Here is a 19,027-nt window from a genome sequence, read left to right as displayed (position 1 = left end):
ACTTTGGGTGCGAGGTGCTACCACTAGTGGCTCGGCCGGTCGCGAAGCTACCGGCCTTTTCCGGCCGACCCAGCGCCTCGCAAGGGCCCCGAAGTCAAGCCCCAATCGCGGATCGTCGCGCAGCGGCGATGAACCCCAGTCTTTCGTCCGAGTTGCACGACCACGCTGGAACAGGCACGCAACCAACGCAACAGGACCACGCTGAAACAGAACCCCGGTCCCAGCTCAGATCAGGAACCGGTACGCCGTAGACCCGGGCTCCACGTGCTGGATCTTCAACGGGGACTCCTTCATCCGGCCCCACAGCAGGTCGTAGTCCTCCCGCCGCCCCAGCTCGATGCACACCAGCGCGGCCCCGGTCTCCCGGTTGTCGCGCTTCATGTACTCGAACTGCACGATGTCGTCGTCCTTGCCGAGCACGTCGTCGAGGAACCGCCGCAGCGCGCCCGGCTCCTGCGGGAACTCCACCAGGAACCAGTGCTTCAGGCCGCGGTGGATCATCGAGCGCTCGACGACCTCGGCGTAGCGGGAGACGTCGTTGTTGCCGCCCGAGAGCAGGCACACGACGGTGGCGTCCGGCGCCACGGAGATCTCCTCCAGCAGCGCTGCGGAGGCCAGGGCCCCCGCGGGCTCCGCGATGATGCCGTCGATCTGGTACAGCTCCAGCATCTCCGTGCAGACGGCGCCCTCGGACACGGTCAGCAGCTCGGCGCCGCTGTCGCGCACCATCGGGTACGTCACGTCGCCCGCCCTGCGGACCGCGGCGCCGTCGACGAACGAGTCGACCTCGGGCAGGGTCACCGGGCCGCCCGCCTGGATGGCGGCGATCATGCTGGCCGCGCCGGCCGGTTCGACGCCGATGATGCGGGTGCGCGGGAAGCGTTCCTTGAACCACGTGCCGACGCCCGAGAGCAGGCCTCCGCCGCCGATGGGCACCACGACCACGTCGGGGGCGCCGCCGAGCTGCTGGACGATCTCCAGGCCCACGGTGCCCTGGCCCGCGACCGTGCGCGGGTCGTCGAAGGCCGGGACGAGGGTCGCGCCCGTGTCCAGCGCGTACTGCTTGGCCAGCGCCGCGGCGTCGTCGTAGGTGTCGCCGTCGACGACCAGCTGCACCATGCCCTGGCCCAGGGCGTGGATGCGGTCGCGTTTCTGGCGCGGGGTGGTGCGCGGCACGTGCACGCGGCCCTCGATGCCCAGGCGGCGGCAGGCGTAGGCCATGCCCTGGCCGTGGTTGCCGGCGGAGGCGCAGACGGCACCGCCGAAGGCGAACTCGGTCTGGCAGAGCAGGTTGAACGCTCCGCGCAGCTTGTACGAACGACCGACCTGGAGGTCCTCGCGCTTGAGCCACACTCGCGCGCCGGTCCGCTCGGACAGGCGCTGGTTCACCTCGAGCGGCGTCGTGCGCGCGACTCCGCCCAGCCGGGCTGCTGCCGCGGACACCTCATCAGCGAAGGACATGTCAATACATCTTCCGTGAACGACTCGGGTCTGGCACGCGTACCCCTAGAAGGACAGGGGAGGTGCCTGTGTTTCGCCTTGTGGGCGTGATAGCGCTGCTCATGATGCTCGCTGTGGTCCCCGCGCACGCTCATGGCGCGCCCACGGACCCCGCGAGCAGGGCTTATCTGTGCTCACCAGGACAACCCACAGCATCATCCTCGCCCTGTCGCAGCGCTATCGCGGCGGGGTTGCCGTCCACTGAGTGGGACAACATCCGCCTGCCGAACGTCGCGGGCCGCGACTCGTCGCGGGTTCCCGACGGCAAGCTCTGCAGCGCCGGGATCGCCAAATACGCCGGTCTCGACCTGCCGTCGGCGCAGTGGCCGGCAACCAAGCTGAAGAGCACCGGCTTCACCTACCGGGCGACGATCCCGCACCAGGGCTCGTTCCGGTTCTACGCGACGCGCACGGGCTACACGCCGGCCCAGCCGCTGCGGTGGGCCGACCTGGAGCAGTTCCTGTCCGTGCCGTCTCCCCCGCTCGTCAACGGCGCCTACGAGTTCGCGGTGCAGCTCCCGAAGGACCGGACCGGCCGGCACCTGATCTACACGGTCTGGCAGAACACCGACACCCCGGACACCTACTACTCGTGCACGGACGTGGAGATCGCGGCACCGGCGGCCCAGCCCGCGGCAGCACCGCCCGCCGCCGCACCTCCCACCGCGACCCAGCCACCGGCGACCCGCCACGCGACGTCCCAGCCCGCCGCGGCTCCCCCGGTGAAGTCCGCGCCCGCGAGCACGCTGCCGAAGCCGAGCACCCCGCGGCCCGTCCCCGTTGCGTCGAAGGCCGAACAACCTCCCTCCACCGCAACGAGAATCGGCATCGCGGCCGTCGTCGCGGCCCTGGGCGGTCTGGCGGCGCTGGGCGGGATCATGTTGTGGCGCAGAAGAATTCTGTGAACGTCCCGGTCCGGGACCGGGACGGTACCGGTCCCCATCAGGTCTAGACCACTACTAGGGTGATCTTCGGGCGCGCAACCCCTGCGAGACGAAGGTGTGCCTGCATGGCTCGTAAACTGTTGGCGTTGCTGGCTTTGGTCGCCGCGACGCTCGTCCCGGCCGGTGTCCCGGCACACGCGGCACCGTTCAAGGTCCTGGCGTTCTACAACGGCACGTGGGACGCCGCGCACATCGCGTTCGTCAACGAGGCCAACCCCTGGCTGAGCCGCGCGGGCCAGGAGAACGGCTTCACCTACGAGGCGACGACGGACTGGAACCGCCTCAACAACCTCACCCCCGCGCAGGCGCAGGTCGTGGTCTTCCTCGACGACGCGCCGACCGGGTCCGCCACCCGCGCGGGTTTCCAGCGGTACATGGAGGCCGGTGGCGGTTTCTTCGGCTTCCACGTCAGCGCGTTCACCCAGAACGCGAACGAGTGGTCGTGGTACCACAACACGTTCCTGGCGAAGGGCAACTTCGTCAGCAACACGTGGGGCCCGACCACGGCGGTGCTGAAGGTCGAGACCCGCGGCCACCCGTCGACCGCGCGGCTGCCGGAGAAGTTCACCTCCGCGGTGAGCGAGTGGTACAGCTGGGACCGCGACCTGCGGCAGAACTCGAACATCCAGGTGCTGGCGAGCGTCGACCCGTCGAGCTTCCCGCTCGGCACCGACCCCAACCAGCAGTGGCGCAGCGGCTACTACCCGATCATGTGGACCAACAAGAACTTCAAGATGGTCTACGCGAACTTCGGCCACAACGCGATGGACTACGCGGCCAACAAGCCGCTGTCGTCGACCTTCGCGAGCGCGACGCAGAACACGTTCCTCATCGACAGCCTGCTCTGGCTCGGCGGTGGTGGCACTCCCCCGCCGCAGGGCGAGTGGAAGACGGCGGTCAACCGCGGCAACGGCAAGTGCGTCGACGCCAAGGCGGCGGGCCTGACCAACGGCACGGTGATCCAGCAGTACGCCTGCAACGGCACCACGGCGCAGAACTTCCGCGCGGTGGCGACCACCGACGGCTACTCGCGGCTGGAGTACCGCAACGACCCGCTGAAGGTGCTGGACGTGACCGACGTGTCGGTCGCCGACGGCGCAGGCATCCAGCTGTGGGACTACACGGGTGGCACCAACCAGCAGTGGCGCGTCACGACGGGAAGCGACGGCTACTCGACGCTGACGGCACGCCACTCCGGCAAGTGCCTGTCCGCACCCGCCGGATCGACCGACGGCGTGCAGCTGGTCCAGGCGACCTGCACCGGGTCGGCTGCTCAGTCGTTCCGGCTGGGCTGAGGCCAGGTCACGGTCACGCGTTCCCCCGGTCTCCCGTGCGCGGAGGCCGGGTGGGACGCGGCCAGGAAGCCGTACATGTCGTTGAGCTGGTGCAACGCCTGCACCGCGTCCCGCCACACCGGGCAGGGCCACGCCCGGTGGCTGCCGTACCAGGTGCGGCACGACTTGCAGCGGTGGCGGTCGTTCGGCTCGTGCACCCGCAGCAGCCCCCGCCACCACGGCAGCGCCTCGCGCAGGCGTTCGCGCAGCTCGACGACCTCGTGGGGCGGTGAGTCCTGCCGCGCCAGCTGGTCCATGGTCTCGTAGACGACGTCCATCACGGCCCGGTGGAAGTCGCCCTGTCGTTCAGCCAGCGCCATGTCCCAGGACCTCCGCGACGTGCCGGCCGGGTGGACGGGCGTGACCGTGCCCGGTCGCGCGAACACCCTCCGCAGTTGAGACGGCCACGGCGTGGAGTCTATGTTGGGCAAGAGCGGGGTTTCAACTGGTGAAAATCCCGGCACCGGGGACGGGATTTCCCTGGGTGGAGACGAGGGCGGGGAGCCGGTGATGGCGGGGGAACGGTCCCTGGCGGACAGGCTGAACCACCTCTTCGCCCGGTACACGGCCCGGTCGGGGCAGGAGCACAGCAACGAGCACGTCGCCGCGGCCATCGCGGAGACCGGCGTGACGATCTCCCAGAGCTACATCTGGCAGCTGCGCAAGGGCAAGAAGGACAACCCGACGTTCAAGCACCTGCAGGCACTGGCAGGCTTCTTCGGCGTGCCCGTGAGCTACTTCTTCGACGACGAGGTCACCGACCGCGTCGACGAGCAGCTGAGGTCGTTGCAGGACCGGCAGAGCCGGCTCGACGAGATCGCCTCCGGCAGCGACGCGCAGCTGATGGCGATGCGGGCGGGCGAGCTGTCGCCGGACCGCCGCCGGCTGGTGATGGAGCTGCTCGACGTCGTCTACCGGCAGGAACAGGCCGAACGCGGCGAGGGGTGACCCGTGGCCGAACGAGATCTGCGCAAGCGGTGCCGCCGCCTGCTCAACGAGCTGGACATCCAGCCGCCGCTCGACGTCTCCGAGCTCTGCCGCCGCGTCGGTGAGCAGCGCGGCAGGCCGATCCGGCTGATCGCGCACCCGATCCCGGTGCCCGGCCCGTACGGCGTGTGGATCGCCACCGCGAAGGCCGACTACATCCTGTACCAGCAGGAGACGTCGAAGGCGCACCAGAACCACATCATCCTGCACGAGCTGGGCCACCTGCTGGCCGGTCACACGAGCGGCGAGCAGGACGACGACCTGCTCACGGGCCTGTACCCGGACCTCGACCCGGACGCGGTGCGGCGGGCGTTGCGGCGCACCTCCTACGACAGCGCGCACGAGCGCGAGGCCGAGACGGTCGCGACGATCATCCTGGAATGGGCGTCCGTGCTGGACGAGGTCGCTCCGCGGGCCTCGGAAGGCCCGGCGCGCCGGATGTCGTCCTCGCTCGCCGACCGGCTGGGGTGGCTCTGACGTGGAGTACCTGAAGGAGACCCAGGGCATCGTCGCGTTCTCGGCGCTCGCGGTGGTGCTGTACCTGCTGGTTCGCCGGCCGCACGACCCGCGCCTGCGTTCGGTGACGGCGCTGGTGGCGGGCTGGGCGGTCGGCTACCCGTTCGGCAGGGCGGCGGCGGGCGGCCGGTGGTTCCTCGGGCTCGACCCGATGGTCTGCCAGCTCGTCCAGCACTCGATGCTCCAGGTCGGCGTCTACGGCCTGATCTGCTTCTTCCTGTTCTCCGCCCTCGACGACGCCCGTGCCCGCCGGCAGGCGCTGCTCCAGCTCGTGCCGCTGGCGTTGTGCATCGGCGTCATGACGTGGGCGGTGCTGTCGATCCCCGACGACCTGAGGGTGGCGGCGGCACGCGTGCCGAACTCGCTCGGCGGCGGTCCGACGGGCGTCCTGGCGATCACGGTCTTCTACTCGCTGGGCAACGGCTACCTGCTCTACGGCTTCGCGACGATGTTCGTGTGGGCGCGCCGCTACGCGCGCGGCGCCGAACCGCGGCTGCGCAGGGGCCTGCTGATCACCTCGACGGGCCTCGCGCTGCTGGTGCCGGCCGACGCGATCTTCGTGTCGTCGAACATCTCCCGCTACTTCGGCCAGCCGCTCCCCCGCTGGCTGCTCACCGCCGCGGTGTTCTTCCTGCTGCCGGGCGTGCTGCTGTGCGTGGTCGGGGTCGTCTACCCCATCGTCGCCATGCGGGTCGCCGCCTCGAAGCTGTGGCTGCGGCACCTGCGCGCCTACCACCGGCTCGCTCCGCTGTGGACGCTGCTGCACCAGTCGTTCCCCGAGGACGCCCTGCACCGGGTGCCGTCGCGGCGCGACGCGGTGTCGTTGCGCGGGGTGCACCGGCGGTACTACCGGCGGGTGATCGAGTGCCGCGACGGGCTGGTGCGGATCAGCCCGTACGTCGCCGAGACGCCTGCCGAGCTGCCGCTGGCCGAACGGCTCCGCGCCGGGCTGGAGACGCGCAGGTCGGGCGTGGTGACGTTGCGGCGGCCGATCGCGCTGGCCGTGCCGGAGGACGACGGCATGGACGCGGACGTGCGGGAACTGGAAAAGCTCGCGGCTTCCCTGCGCTGAGCCTATGGTCCGTGGGTGGACCTGCCCGTGATGCCGCCGGTGAAGCCGATGCTCGCGAAGTCCGTGCCCGAGCTGCCGCGCGGGGACGGCCTCGCCTACGAGCCCAAGTGGGACGGCTTCCGCTGCATCGTGTTCCGCGACGGCGACGAGGTCGAGCTGGGCTCGCGCAACGACAAGCCGCTGACCAGGTACTTCCCCGAGGTCGTCGCGCTGCTGAAGGACGCGCTGCCGCCGCGGTGCGTCGTCGACGGCGAGATCGTGCTGGTCACGCCCGACGGGCTGAGCTTCGACACGCTCCAGCTGCGGCTGCACCCCGCCGCGTCGCGGGTGCGGAAGCTGTCGGTCGAGACGCCGGCGAGCTTCGTCGCGTTCGACCTGCTGGCGTGCGGTGACGACGACCTGACGGGCCTGCCGCTGGGCGACCGGCGCGCACGGCTGGAGGAGGTCGTCTCGCCGGTTCCCGGGTTCTACCTGACACCGTCCACGACGGACCCGGACGTCGCGCAGGACTGGTTCACGCGGTTCGAGGGCGCGGGCTTCGACGGTGTGATGGTGAAGGCTTTGGACGGCGTGTACGAGCCGGACAAGCGCGTGATGTTCAAGGTCAAGCACGAGCGGACGGCCGACTGCGTCGTCGCGGGCTACCGGCTGCACAAGGACGGTGAGAGCGTCGGGTCGCTGGTGCTCGGGCTCCACCGGGACGGCGAGCTGCACAACGTGGGTGTGGCCAGCAGCTTCACCGCGGCCCGGCGGCGTGAGCTGGTCGACGAGCTGAAGCCGTTGCTCGACCCCGCCGACCACCCGTGGGCGGCGTGGGCGACCTACGAGGGGCCCGGTATGAACAGCCGGTGGAACCCGGAGAAGCAGCTCCAGGTCGTGCTGCTGGAGCCGGCGCGGGTGGCCGAGGTGCGGTACGAGCACGTGCAGGGCGGGCGGTTCCGCCACACGGCCCGGCTGGTGCGGTTCCGCCCCGACAAAGACCCCGCGGAGTGCACCTTCGAGCAGTTGGAGGAGGTGCCTCCCGCCGAACTGGACGCGCTGTTCGGTGAGGCGGAGCGGCGCAGATCAACCTGAGGGGCGGACAATCGAACCGTGAAGGTGATCAGGCGGAACGGCACGCACGAGATCGAGATCCAGCGGTCGCGGTTCCTGTGCCACGTCGCCCGCGTGACCTCCGACGCCGAGGCGTCCGAGTTCTTCGCGCGCGTCCGCAAGGAGCACTGGCAGGCCACGCACAACTGCACGGCGTTCCGCACGGCCGACACGCAGCGCTCGTCCGACGACGGCGAACCCGCGGGAACGGCCGGTGTGCCGATGCTGGAAGTGTTGACGCGCAGGGATCTCGTGGACACCGCCGTCGTCGTCACCCGCTACTACGGCGGGATCAAGCTCGGCGCGGGCGGGCTGGTGCGCGCGTACGGGCGGGCGGTGTCGGAGGCGGTCGACGCGCTGGGCACGCTGACCCGGGAGCGGCACGAGACCGTGCTGCTCGCCGTCGACCACGACCAGGCTGGCAAGCTGGAGAACGCGTTGCGCGCGGCCGGGTACCACGTCGCGGACGCCGAGTACGGCCACGACGTCACGTTCACCGTGCACACCAAGGACCCTGACGAGTTCGAGGTGTGGCTCGCCGCGCAGACCGGTGGCGCGGTCACGGCGATCCGGGGCGAACCCGTCGACCTCGACAGCTGAGCTGGTCCTCTCACGCCGCCTGTTCGTCCGCGGCGCCTGCCAGAGCACGGTTGTTCAGCACCGGGTAGAACGCCAGCGCCACCAGGACGAGAAACCCGCCGGCGACGACGTAGGAGACCTGGACGGCGAACACACCGGCGAGAACGCCACCGAGTGCCGCACCGACCGGGCCTCCGGCCATGACCACCAGCCTGCTCGACGAGAGCACCCTCCCCAGGAGCTCCGCGGGCACGATCTGCTGGCGCAACGTGCTCACCACGACCTTCTCCGCGGTCATCAGCGCACCGGTCACCGCCATCATCGCGGCCGCGACCCACGCCTCGGCGGCGAGTCCCAGAACCAGGATCGCCACGCCCACGCCGGCCTTGCCGACGATCATCACCGTGCCGGGGCCGAGCCGCCTGGCGGCGGCCGCGGCGGTCAGTCCCCCGAGGGTCGCACCGATGGCGGTGGCGGTCAGCAGCAGACCGAAACCGAAGTCAGGAAGGTCGAGGACCTCCGTGGCCAGCAGTGCGAGCATCGCGAACTGAGCGGTGGCGGCGACGTTGCCGAGACACGAGACCACGGCCAGCGCCCGCAGGGTCCGGTTGCCGAACAACCAGCGGATGCCCGCGGCGATCTCGCTCCGCATGCTTGCGCGCGGAGCCCCGGACACCTTCTTCCCGGCGTCCGGCCGGATGGAGAAGATCAGCAGGCCGCTGGCGGCGAACGAGAGGGCGTTGCCGGCGAACGGCAGGACGGTCCCCACGCCGAACAGCGCGGAGCCGAGCGGGGGCCCGGCGAAGTCCTCGCCGACGCTCTCCGCCGCGGCGACCCGCCCGTTCGCCGTCGCGAGTCCGCGCGGGTCACGGGACACGAAGTCGGGGATGGCCGACTGGGCGGCGATGTCGAAGAAGACCTGGCCGACGCCCAGCAGGAACGCCGCGAGCACCAGCCACACCAGGTTCACCCGCTCGGTCAGGACCAGCACCACGAGCGCGGCCAGGACGGCGAACCGGCCCAGGTCGGCCCACACCATCACGCGCCGGCGGTCCAGCCGGTCCACCACGACGCCGGCGTGCAGCGACAGCAGCACCCAGGGGATCTCGGCGGCCACGACGACGGCGCTCAGCGCCAGCGGGTTGCCGGTGCTCTGCAGCACCAGCAGGGGCAACGCGGCGGCGTGCATGCCGGTGCCGACGGCCGACACCAGGGTGGCGCCGAAGAGCCGGTGGAAACGACTGCCCAGCCCCACCGCTAGGCCTGCAGAGCGTCCAAAGCGGACTGGCTCGCGTCGTCCGATGCCCGGTGGACCACCAGCAGCTGGTCGGGGTCCTGCACCGGCCGGAGCGTCTCGAACTGGACCTCGATGACGCCGACGCGCGGGTGGTCGAGGAGTTTCCGCCCGCGGGCGTTGACCTTCACGTCCTGGGTGGACCAGAGCCGGGCGAACTCCTCGTCGCCCGCGAGGCATTCGGCGATCAGGTCGTTCAGCACCTGGTCGTCGGGATGCGCGGCCCATGCGGTGCGCAGGTGCGCGACCCCTTCCCGCACGACGCGTTCGCGGTCGACGTACAGCTCACGCATGTGCGGGTGCATCAGGCACACCCAGATCGCGTTGCGCCGCGACGGCGGCAGGGTGCCGAAGTCGAGGAACAGCCGCGCCATCTCGTCGTTCCACGCGAGGACGTCGTAGCGGTGGTTCAGCAGCATGGCCGGGCGCGGTGACAGGTCCTCGACCAGCCGCGCCAGCGACGGCTCGGCGGTGGAAGCGGGCTTGTCCGTGTCCCGCGGACGGTGCCGGGTCAGTCCGAAGAGGTAGGCGCGTTCGTCGGGGTGCAGCCTCAACGCCCTGGCCAACGCCTCCACCACGTCCGCCGACGGCCGCAGCCCGCGGGCCTGTTCGAGGCGCACGACGTAGTCGACGCTGATCCCGGCCAGCTCGGCGACCTCCTCGCGGCGCAGGCCGGGGGTCCGCCGCGACCGGCGGTGCGTCGGCAGGCCGAGGTCGCGCGGGTCGAGGCGTTCGCGCCGGCTGCGCAGGAACGCGGCCAGCTCGTCGGTGCTGGTGATCACCCCTGGTCCAACGGCGTGGGTGGGAACGCTGTTCCCAGGAAGTGCCTTCCCTTACCCCCTGCTCGCGCCCGGCGGAGGCTGGCGGCACGACGAGCACAGGAGGACCTGATGTCACTCACCCTGGACACCTACCGGCTGCTGGGCCGCTCGGGGCTGCGGGTGTCGCCGTTGTCGCTGGGCACGGCCACGTTCGGCACCGACTGGGGCTGGGGCGCGGAGCAGGACGACGCGCGCAGGCTGTTCGACACCTACGTCGAGCGCGGCGGCAACTTCATCGACACCGCCGCCGGCTACGGCGACTCCGAGCGGCTGCTGGGCGAGTTCACCCGCGGGCGGCGCGAAAGCCTGGTGCTGGCGACGAAGTACGCGACGCACCGCAGGCCCGGCGACCCGAACGCCGGCGGCGCCCACCGCAAGAACATGGTCGCGTCGCTCGAGAACAGCCTGCGGCAGCTGGACACCGACTACGTCGACCTGTTCTACATCCACGTCTGGGACGTCACCACGCCCGTCGAGGAGGTGCTGCGCGGCCTCGACGACCTCGTGCGGCAGGGCAAGGTCCTGTACGCGGCGGTGTCGACCGCCCCGGCGTGGGAGGTCTCGCGCATGCAGGCGATCGCCGACCTGCGCGGCTGGTCGCCGCTGGTGGCCCTGCAGGTCGAGTACAGCCTGATCAACCGGGGCGCCGAGCGCGACCTGATCCCGATGGCGCGGGCGATGGGGCTCGGCGTGGCCCCGTTCTCGCCGCTGGGCGGGGGCGTGCTGAGCGGCAAGTACAGCCGTGCGGACCTGACCGCGCCCGACACGAGCGAGAGCAGCCGGCGCAGCTTCAACGCCGGTCTGGGCATGGTCACCGAACGCACCCTGGGCATCGCCGACGTCGTGCGGGAGGTCGCCGACGAGGTCGGCCGCACCCCGGCACAGGTCGCGCTGGCGTGGAACCTGCGGCAGCCGGGCGTGACGGCACCCGTCATCGGTGCGCGCACGCCCGAGCAGCTGGAGGCGAACCTGGCCGCGCTGGAGGTCGTCCTCACCGACGACCAGCTCGCCCGGCTCGACGCCGTCAGCGCGATCGACCTCGGCTACCCGCACGACCTGCTCGCCGGGGACCACGTCCGCGCGGTGACCATGGGCGATGTGGTGCTGGAAAGCCGCTGAGACGCCCGTGGGCGCGCTCCCCGGTGCTTTCCGGGAAGCGCGCCCACGGGGCTGGTGGTGCTCTACGTGCAGGGGATGACGTCCGGATCGGTGCCCGCCTTGGGCACCCACCGCACGTTCGCGAACGACGCCTGGAACGGGCCGTCCGTGTAGACCAGGAACGGCGTGTTGACGTTCTCCAGGTCCAGTCCCTTGTCGGAGAAGCAGTTGACCGAGATCTTCACGGTCGCCTTCTGCCCGATCGGGAGGTCGCGGAACGCCTGCGTGGCGTCGATCTCCGCGAGGCACGGGTACATGCAGTGCGCGCTGACGACCGTGCGGTTGGCCGGGGCCTGGTGCACGATCACGTCGAACTCGATGGCCGCGTTGGCGTTGCCGTAGCCACGCAGGTCGCTGCCGGTCGGGCTCTGCAGGTACACCTGGCCGGGGCCAGTACCGGTCCACGTCGTCTTCAGCGCGTCCTGCTGGACGTTGACGTCGGACTGCACGACGTTGATCTCGGCGTGCGAGGCCTGGCCGTCGGGGCCGATCTCGGTGCCGCCCCAGTTCTCGGCGGAACCGATGTAGCTCTTGTACGGCGCGACGTCCGTGCGGTTGAAGACCTCGAGGTCCTCGGTCGCCGTGCCGCCGCCACCGCCGGAGCAGGTGCCGCCGGGGCTCGTCTCGTCGAGCTTGCCGACGGTGCCGGTCTGCCAGTCGCGCAGGCCGTAGCCGAGCTTGAACAGCGGCGTCTTGGCGGGCTCACCCGGCAGCGCGGGGCAGGCCTCGGCCGGCCACGAGTAGGAGAGCTTGCCGGTGAAGCCGTTGTGGCGGCCCTTGATCAGCAGGTCCGCGATGCCCTGGCCCTCGCTGCCCGGCAGCCAGGCGGACACGAACGCGTCGGAGCGGTTGATCTCCTTGTTCATGTACATGGCGCGGCCGCCGACGTAGACGGTGACCACGGGCTTGCCCTTGCCGGAGACCTTGTCCAGCACGGCGAGGTCCTGCGGGTACAGGCGGGCGGTCTCGAACGAGCGCTTGCCGAGGTCGCCGACGCCCTCCGCGTACGGCGTCTCACCGATGACGGCGATGACGGCGTCGAACTGCGACGCGTCCACGCCGTCCGCGGTCTCCGAGAACGTGACGTTCGCGGTGCCCAGGGCGTTCTGGATGCCCTTGAGGATGCTGGTGGCGTTGGGGAAGTCGGCGTTGGTGTTGCCGGTGCCCTGCCAGGACAGCGTCCAGCCGCCGGTCTGGTTGGAGATGTTGTCCGCCGTCTTGCCGACGACGAGGACCTTGCTGCGGCTGGAGAGCGGCAGCACGCGCTTGTTGTTCTTCAGCAGCACGGCGGACTCGCGCACGGCCTCGCGGGCGAGTTCCTTGTGCTGCAGCGCCTTCTGCTCACCGGCGTGGTCGCGCTTCGACGGCTTGGGAGCCTCGAACGTGCCGGCGCGCAGCTTGACGCGCAGGATGCGGGTGACCGCGTCGTCGATGCGGGCCATCGGGATCTGCCCGGACTCGACCTGCGCGATCGTGTTGGTGATGAAGGCCTTCCACTCGCCGGGCACCATGACGATGTCCATGCCGGCGTTGATGGCCTGCGCACAGCTGGAGTTCGTGCAGCCGGTGACCTGGCCGATGCCGTTCCAGTCGGAGACGAGCAGGCCGTCGAAGCCCATCTTCTCCTTGAGGATGCCGGTCTGCGCGTACTTGCTGCCGTGCAGCTTGCCCTCGTTGATGACGTCGTTCGTCCAGCTGTTGAACGAGACCATCACGGTCTGTGCACCCGCGGCCAGAGCCCCGTAGTAGCCCTGCCCGTGGACGTTGATCATCTGCTGCTCGGTGGAGGGGTTGACGCCCTGGTCCTTGCCACCGGTCGTGCCGCCGTCACCGAGGAAGTGCTTGGCGGTGGCGATCACGCCGTCCTCGCCGATGCGCTTCTTCGCGTTGTCCTGCAAGCCCTTGACGGCCTCGAACCCGTAGGCGCGCGTGATCCGCGGGTCCTCGGAGTAGCCCTCGTAGGTGCGGCCCCAGCGGTCGTCCTGCACCACGGCGAGGGTGGGCGCGAACGCCCAGTCCTGCCCGGTGGCGCGGATCTGCTCGGCCGTGGCCTCGTGGATGTCGCGGACGAGGCAGGGGTCGTGCGCGGCGCCGAGACCGATGTTGTGGGGGAACACCGTCGCGCCGAAGACGTTGTTGTTGCCGTGCACCGCGTCGATGCCCCAGATGACGGGGATCTTGGTGCGCGAGGCCTTCGAGGCCTCCCAGTAGGCGTCGGCGAGCGCCAGCCAGTCCTGCGGCGCGGCGTGCTTGTTGCCGCCGGGGAAGCTGCCGCCACCGTTGAGCACGGACCCGAACCCGTACGTCGTGACGTCGGCCGGCGTGATCTGGCCGATCTCGGGCTGCGTCATCTGGCCGACCTTCTCGGCCAGCGTCATGTCCTTGAGGATGGCCTTGATGCGGGCCTCGTCCTTGCGGTCGCCGTCGAGCTGGCTGTCGATGCGCGGCCAGTCCTTCAGCGTGGGCAGGGACTTCTCGATGCGGGCGCACCCGTGCTCGGTCTTGGGCTGCCCGATCACCGTCTGCTTCGGTCCGTGCCGCTCTTCCTGTGCGGCGGCGACGGATGTCGCCGCCGATGTCGCGCTGGCGGCGAGCGTCAGCCCCAGCACCGCGGCGAGAGTGCTTCTCCAATGCATGCCGCCGATCCTCAACGGCGTGTTACGTCCACGTCAATGGGAACGCTCTCATGACTTTGTTCCGGAAACTTTCGGGACGAAAGTGGCGTATCGGGCTTGGGTGGTCGTGTTGGGTTTTGGGGTGTTTCGTTGGTCGGGTGGGGTTCCAGTGTGGTCCTGTTGCGTTGGTTTCCGTGCCTGTTCCAGCGTGGTCATGCACCCCCGGACGAAAGAGCGGGGTACATCGCCGCTGGCGCGTCGATAGCGATTGGGGCTTGACTTCGGGGCCCTTGCGAGGCGCTGTGGTCGGCCGGAAAAGGCCGGACGCTTCGCGACCGGCCGAGCCCACTAGGGGTAGCACCTCGCACCCAAAGTCAAGCCCCAATCGCACAAAGCGGGTGGGTTCACCGGCTCTAATCGGCGTCAGGGGTGACTGCTCGCCTTCGGCATCGCTTGGAAGTGCGTGCGGGGGTTTTGTCGGCTCGCCTTCGGCATCGCGTTCGAGGGGCGTACCCGCGGGAAGTGTGTCTGGGGCTGTGCGCCTGGGGGCTTGCCTTGGCGTCAAAGGAAAAGCCCCCGGTTCCGCGGAACCGGGGGCCGTTGCCGCTCTGGTCAGCCTGCCAGGGCTCGCACCCTGCGCAGCACCTCGTCCGTGCCCAGCGTGCGGGCCACCGCGTGCAGGTCCGGGCTCGCCTTCGAGCCGGTGAGGGCCACGCGGATCAGCTGCGCCGCCTCGCGGATGGAGCCGGGGTAGGCGTCCGGGTTCTTCTTGTACTCCTTGGGGTTCGGGGCGAAGCCGTGCTTCGTCGCCAGCTCGCGGATCTGGCCGAACCACTCCTGGCCGTCCTCCAGGTCGGCGTAGCCGTCGGCGAAGTCCGCCGCGAAGGCCGCGATGAGGTCCGGGGAGAGGCCGCCGAGGCGCTCGTCGGTGCGGTCCGAGACCACGGGGAAGAGCGAGGAGAAGAAGAAGCCGTAGGCGGTGCGGAAGTCCGACCACTTGCGGAGGTCCTTGCGCGGGTTGGCGACCTCCGGGCCGCGCTCCACCTGGAGGGCGGCCAGGGCCTCGGCTCGGGAGGTCTCCAGGACGGTCACCAGCTCCTGGTCGTAGGACCTCGCCCACTCGGTGACGCGGGAGATGATCTCCTCGCCCGAGAGGGTGGCGACGTAGTCGGCGCAGATGTCGTCGAGCTTCACGAGGTCGACGAGCGGGCCCGCCACGCCGCACTCCGCCAGGGAGACGGGGGCCTCGAGGGCCTCCTGCAGCGGGAGCTCGGCCAGGCGGGCGTTCACCAGGCCGCGCAGGTAGTACTGGACCGCCTCGGCCGGGAAGCCCGCCTCGATGAAGTACTCGACGGAGGCTTCCGGGTCCTTGCGCTTCGAGAGCTTGCGGCGGGAGCCGCCCTGCTGCTTCATCAGGGGGGCGATGTGGGCGTACTCGACGCGCTCGAAGCCCAGGGCGTCGAAGAGCTGCAGGTGGGTCGGGACGGAGGAGATCCACTCCTCGCCGCGGATCACCAGGTTCACGCGCATCAGGTGGTCGTCGACCGCGTGCGCGAAGTGGTAGGTGGGCAGGCGCGGGGACTGGTCCGAGGCCTTGAGGATCACCACGTCGTTGCGGTTGGCCTCGTGCTCCAGGGAGCCGCGGATCGCGTCCACGAACTGCGTGCGCTCCCCCGCCTTGCCCGGCGAGCGGAAGCGGACGACGTACGGGCGGCCGGCGTCCAGGGCCTCCTGGACCTCCTCGGCCGTCTTGTCGCGCCAGATCGCCCAGCGGCCGTAGTAGCCGGTGGGGAGCTTCGTGGCCTGCTGGCGTGCGGTGATGTCCGCGAGCTCGTCCTTCGTCGCGAAGCACAGGTACGCCTTGTCCGTGCGCAGCAGCTCCCGGACGTAGGTCAGGTAGATCTGCTCGCGCTGCGACTGGTGGTACGGGCCGTAGGCGCCCACGGCGTCGGCCTCGTCGGGCTCGATGCCGAAGTACGCGAACGCCTTGTTGAACTGCTCCACGGCGCCGGAGACCTCACGCGCCTGGTCGGTGTCCTCGACGCGCACGATGTACGAGCCGCCCGAGTGGGTGGCGATGTCGCGGTCGATCATGCCCACGTACAGGCCGCCGATGTGCAGGAAGCCCGTCGGCGACGGACCCAGGCGGGTGACCTTCGCGTTCTCGCCCAGGCCGCGCGGCGGGTACCGCTCCTCCCAGAACGACGGCTCTGGCAGGTCCGAGGGGAACAGGGCGTCGACGACGGCACGGTCGAGCATCGCTGGGGGTCTCCAAACCGGGGAAAGAAAGTCGTCCCAGGTTATCAACGCCGCACCGGGACAACCGCCTGGGCATGAAGGCGGTCGTCCCGTCCGACGTCCCCCACGGCCGGGACACGGCGCGGGCGCGGCGCTGTCCGGTACACCGGGTGCTACGGCCAGGTGCCCGGCGGTCAGGCTGTTCACCTGCGGTTTCCGTTCAGCGACACGCCGCCGGACGAGGTCCGGCACGACCGGTCCGGCTGCCTCGGCGACATCGACGACGGCGTGGTCGAAGTGCTGCTCAGACCTTGATCGGCATATCCTGCCCCGCATGGCCAAGTACCTCGACGTCCACCCGGTCAACCCGCAGAAGCGCGCGATCGACCAGGCCGTGCGGATCCTGCAGGAGGACGGCCTGATCGCCTACCCGACGGACTCCTGCTATGCCCTCGGCTGCCGCCTGGGCAACAAGGACGGCATCGACCGGATCCGGGAGATCCGCAAGCTCGACGACAAGCACCACTTCACGCTGATGTGCGAGAACTTCGCGCAGCTGGGTCAGTTCGTGGTGGTCGACAACGCGGTGTTCCGCGCGATCAAGGCCTCCACGCCGGGCGGCTACACGTTCATCCTGCCCGCGACGAAGGAGGTGCCGCGCCGGATGATGCACGCGAAGAAGAAGACCGTCGGCGCGCGCATCCCCGACCACGTCGTGACGCAGGCGCTGCTCCAGGCGATGGGCGAGCCGCTGCTCACCTCGACGCTGCTGCTCCCGGACGAGGCGGAGCCGCTGGTCGACGGCTGGGAGATCAAGGACCGGCTGGACCACGTGGTGGACGCGGTGATCGACTCGGGCGAGTGCGGCACCACGCCCACCACGGTGGTGGACTTCTCCAGCGGCGAGGCCGAGATCATCCGCTACGGCGCGGGTGACCCGGCCCGGTTCGAGTAGCGGCCGGCGCCTACGACACGACCAGTGCGTAGTCGGCGTCGGTCTCGCTCGTCTCGACGTGGCCGTCGACGTTGACGGCGGTCGCGACGACCTCGACCGTCCAGGTGCCCGCGGCGGGTGCCTGGACGAGGACGTTCTCGGTGGTGTCGATCGTGTTGGCGACGCCGCCGGGCGTGGACCAGTTGCCCTCCAGCAGGCCGTTGTTGCCCCAGTAGACGGTGCCGTCGGGGGCGGTGACCTTCAGCGTCAGGTCGTTGACGGTCGCCTTGGCCGCGGTCGGCGAGCCGGCCGGGTCGGTGTAGGCGAGCGTCGCGCGCAGCGGCGTCTGCCCGTCGGACTCGACGGTGTAGGAGCGGGTCTGGCCGGTGGTGACGAGGTCGGTCTCGTTCACCAGGACCGGCAGCTTCCAGCCGCCCGCCCTGGCGCGGTCGTACAGGTTGCGCACGGACGCGGTGCCCCAGCCCTGGTGGGTGCGGGTCTGGTCGTGCGCGGTGCCGCTGAACGGGTGCTGGTCGGCCGTGTTGACCAGCAGGGCCTTCGCGGTGGCCGCGTGCGGGCGGGCGGCGAAGACGTCGCGGGCCTGGCCGGGGCCGCCCTCGAAGACGCCGTCCGCCCACATCTGGAACAGCAGACCGGCGTTGCCGCAGGTGATCGGCGTGGCGCCGGACGTGCCGCCGAACGACGCCGTGTACGACGAGTCGCTGCCCGACGAGGTCGTGTCGATGCGGTCGTAGTAGTTCGACAGCTCCGGCTTGATGCGGCCGTCGGCGGCGGGGCCGATGGACGCCCCCTTGTTCCACTTGTCGTCGGCCCGGTCGAGGGTGTTGAAGTGGTAGTGGCCGCCGACCGAGAGCACGTTCTTCGCCCACGCCTGGGGACGGGAGCTGCGGGTGCCGGCGTTGCTCTGCGACTGGCAGATCAGCAGGTCGTGGTCGAACACGATCCTGTCCATCTGCTGCGAGATCGAGTTGTAGGACGTGGTGAGCGCGTCGCCCCAGCTGTTGGACTGGAACACGGCCCGGTACCGCCCCGCCGGGTCGACGAGCTCACCGGCCAGCGCGTAGCGGTCGCCGCGCTGGTAGACGGCCGTGATGCCCTGGCCCTCCGGCAGCAGGCCGCGGTGCGCGGACGACACGCCGGAGGCGAAGATCTCGCCGTACGTCGAGGTGCCGTGCGAGGTGTCCGTCGAGTTGGTGGTGTGCTGGAGCGCGGGCTTCGCCTGGAACTCCTGGTGCGTCAGGCGGAAACCGCCGTCCATGACCTCGCCGCGCACGCCTTGGCCGCGGTAGCCGCCGACGGCCTCGACGTGGTTCGCGCCGGACGACTCGCGCGAGATCGCCATGTCGGTCTCCGGCGCGGACACCGGGTCGATGGCGAGCACGGCGGGCAGCTTCGCGAGCTGGGCGGCCTGGCCGGAGTCGAGTGTGGCGAGGATGTGCTCACGGCTGGCGGAGATGACGTCCACCCTGCCGCCCAGGGACTTCACCCTGGCGGCGACGGTCCGCTGGTCGCGCGCGTCCTGGCCGGTCAGGGTGACCAGGTAGGCGGACGAGCCGCCGAGCGCCGCGATCCGCGGCTGCGCCTGGAACGGGCGCACGTCCTTGACGTAGCCCAGCCGCGAGACGCGCGCGGTGTCCGTCATGCGCGCCACGTACGTGCCGTCCTGGACGAACGCGCCGAGCCGCACGCCGAGGCCCTGGAGCTGGTGGCGCTGGGCGTCGGAGAGGGTGGCGCGGAACTGCAGCAGGTAAGCGCTCTCCGCCGGTGCGGCGACCGCGGGAACCGCACTGATCAGCGCGAACGCCGATAACGCCGAAACTAGTGTGCGCAGCAAGAAAACAACCTCCATCGGCAGGGGTGGCAGAGACCGGAGGGCGTCACTGCCCGTGATCAGCACGTTACCGTCCACAACCGAGCGGGGG

17 protein-coding genes are annotated in these 19,027 nt (G+C 70.4%); 10 read left to right on the top strand and 7 right to left on the bottom strand.

Annotation, left to right across the window (positions count from 1 at the left end):
* Positions 1-225: 225 nt before the first annotated feature.
* Positions 226-1,461, bottom strand: coding sequence for a threonine ammonia-lyase IlvA (ilvA, locus tag VF330_RS34610; protein WP_330855939.1), 1,236 nt, complete (start codon positions 1,459-1,461; stop codon positions 226-228).
* A 101-nt stretch (positions 1,462-1,562) separates the two neighbouring features.
* On the opposite strand from ilvA, the gene VF330_RS34605 reads away from it, so the two are divergent.
* Both VF330_RS34605 and VF330_RS34600 read left to right on the top strand, forming a co-directional pair.
* A complete protein-coding gene (locus VF330_RS34605) occupies positions 1,563-2,405 on the top strand; it encodes a lytic polysaccharide monooxygenase (RefSeq protein ID WP_330855941.1) in 843 nt (280 codons plus the stop codon).
* A 104-nt stretch (positions 2,406-2,509) separates the two neighbouring features.
* Positions 2,510-3,739, top strand: coding sequence for a ThuA domain-containing protein (locus VF330_RS34600; RefSeq protein ID WP_330855938.1), 1,230 nt, complete (start codon positions 2,510-2,512; stop codon positions 3,737-3,739).
* On the opposite strand, the gene VF330_RS34595 is transcribed toward VF330_RS34600, so the two are convergent.
* Positions 3,718-4,164: a hypothetical protein gene (locus VF330_RS34595; protein WP_330855937.1), complete on the bottom strand. Its 447-nt coding sequence runs from the start codon at positions 4,162-4,164 to the stop codon at positions 3,718-3,720. The genes VF330_RS34600 and VF330_RS34595 overlap by 22 nt on opposite strands.
* A 124-nt stretch (positions 4,165-4,288) precedes the next feature.
* Between VF330_RS34595 and VF330_RS34590 the strand changes: the two genes are divergently transcribed.
* Genes VF330_RS34590 through VF330_RS34570 form a run of 5 tightly spaced genes read left to right on the top strand, consistent with a single transcriptional unit; the run spans position 4,289 to position 8,045 of the window.
* Complete coding sequence (locus VF330_RS34590; protein WP_330855936.1) at positions 4,289-4,726, top strand: helix-turn-helix domain-containing protein; 438 nt, start codon at positions 4,289-4,291, stop codon at positions 4,724-4,726.
* Positions 4,727-4,729: 3 nt separating this feature from the next.
* Positions 4,730-5,242: a hypothetical protein gene (locus VF330_RS34585; protein ID WP_330855935.1), complete on the top strand. Its 513-nt coding sequence runs from the start codon at positions 4,730-4,732 to the stop codon at positions 5,240-5,242.
* A gap of 1 nt (position 5,243) precedes the next feature.
* Complete coding sequence (locus VF330_RS34580) at positions 5,244-6,353, top strand: MAB_1171c family putative transporter (RefSeq protein WP_330855934.1); 1,110 nt, start codon at positions 5,244-5,246, stop codon at positions 6,351-6,353.
* A 15-nt stretch (positions 6,354-6,368) separates the two neighbouring features.
* Positions 6,369-7,427, top strand: coding sequence for an ATP-dependent DNA ligase (locus VF330_RS34575; RefSeq protein ID WP_330855933.1), 1,059 nt, complete (start codon positions 6,369-6,371; stop codon positions 7,425-7,427).
* An 18-nt stretch (positions 7,428-7,445) separates the two neighbouring features.
* A complete protein-coding gene (locus tag VF330_RS34570) occupies positions 7,446-8,045 on the top strand; it encodes a YigZ family protein (RefSeq protein ID WP_330855932.1) in 600 nt (199 codons plus the stop codon).
* Positions 8,046-8,055: 10 nt separating this feature from the next.
* On the opposite strand, the gene VF330_RS34565 is transcribed toward VF330_RS34570, so the two are convergent.
* Both VF330_RS34565 and VF330_RS34560 read right to left on the bottom strand, forming a co-directional pair.
* Entirely contained in the window at positions 8,056-9,279 is a 1,224-nt protein-coding gene (locus tag VF330_RS34565) for an MFS transporter (RefSeq protein WP_330855931.1), read from the bottom strand.
* A gap of 2 nt (positions 9,280-9,281) precedes the next feature.
* Positions 9,282-10,100: a helix-turn-helix transcriptional regulator gene (locus VF330_RS34560; RefSeq protein ID WP_330855930.1), complete on the bottom strand. Its 819-nt coding sequence runs from the start codon at positions 10,098-10,100 to the stop codon at positions 9,282-9,284.
* A 108-nt stretch (positions 10,101-10,208) separates the two neighbouring features.
* On the opposite strand from VF330_RS34560, the gene VF330_RS34555 reads away from it, so the two are divergent.
* A complete protein-coding gene (locus VF330_RS34555; RefSeq protein WP_330855929.1) occupies positions 10,209-11,258 on the top strand; it encodes an aldo/keto reductase in 1,050 nt (349 codons plus the stop codon).
* A 62-nt stretch (positions 11,259-11,320) separates the two neighbouring features.
* Here VF330_RS34555 and VF330_RS34550 read toward each other — a convergent pair whose 3' ends face one another.
* Positions 11,321-13,933, bottom strand: coding sequence for an exo 1,3/1,4-beta-D-glucan glucohydrolase (locus VF330_RS34550; protein WP_330855928.1), 2,613 nt, complete (start codon positions 13,931-13,933; stop codon positions 11,321-11,323).
* Between the two features lie 591 nt (positions 13,934-14,524).
* On the bottom strand, positions 14,525-16,171 hold the full coding sequence (locus tag VF330_RS34545; protein WP_330855927.1) for a glutamate--tRNA ligase: 1,647 nt from the start codon (positions 16,169-16,171) through the stop codon (positions 14,525-14,527).
* Between the two features lie 162 nt (positions 16,172-16,333).
* Between VF330_RS34545 and VF330_RS34540 the strand changes: the two genes are divergently transcribed.
* Entirely contained in the window at positions 16,334-16,465 is a 132-nt protein-coding gene (locus tag VF330_RS34540) for a hypothetical protein (protein WP_330855926.1), read from the top strand.
* Between the two features lie 19 nt (positions 16,466-16,484).
* A complete protein-coding gene (locus VF330_RS34535; protein WP_330855925.1) occupies positions 16,485-17,105 on the top strand; it encodes an L-threonylcarbamoyladenylate synthase in 621 nt (206 codons plus the stop codon).
* A gap of 10 nt (positions 17,106-17,115) precedes the next feature.
* On the opposite strand, the gene VF330_RS34530 is transcribed toward VF330_RS34535, so the two are convergent.
* Entirely contained in the window at positions 17,116-18,939 is a 1,824-nt protein-coding gene (locus VF330_RS34530) for a S8 family serine peptidase (RefSeq protein ID WP_330855924.1), read from the bottom strand.
* Positions 18,940-19,027: the final 88 nt, after the last annotated feature.

Origin of the sequence: Lentzea sp. (assembly GCF_036380075.1) — a bacterium.
GTDB lineage: Bacteria > Actinomycetota > Actinomycetes > Mycobacteriales > Pseudonocardiaceae > Lentzea.
Note: the sequence above shows the minus strand (reverse complement) of the source record. Positions and strands in the feature narration are given on the sequence as shown.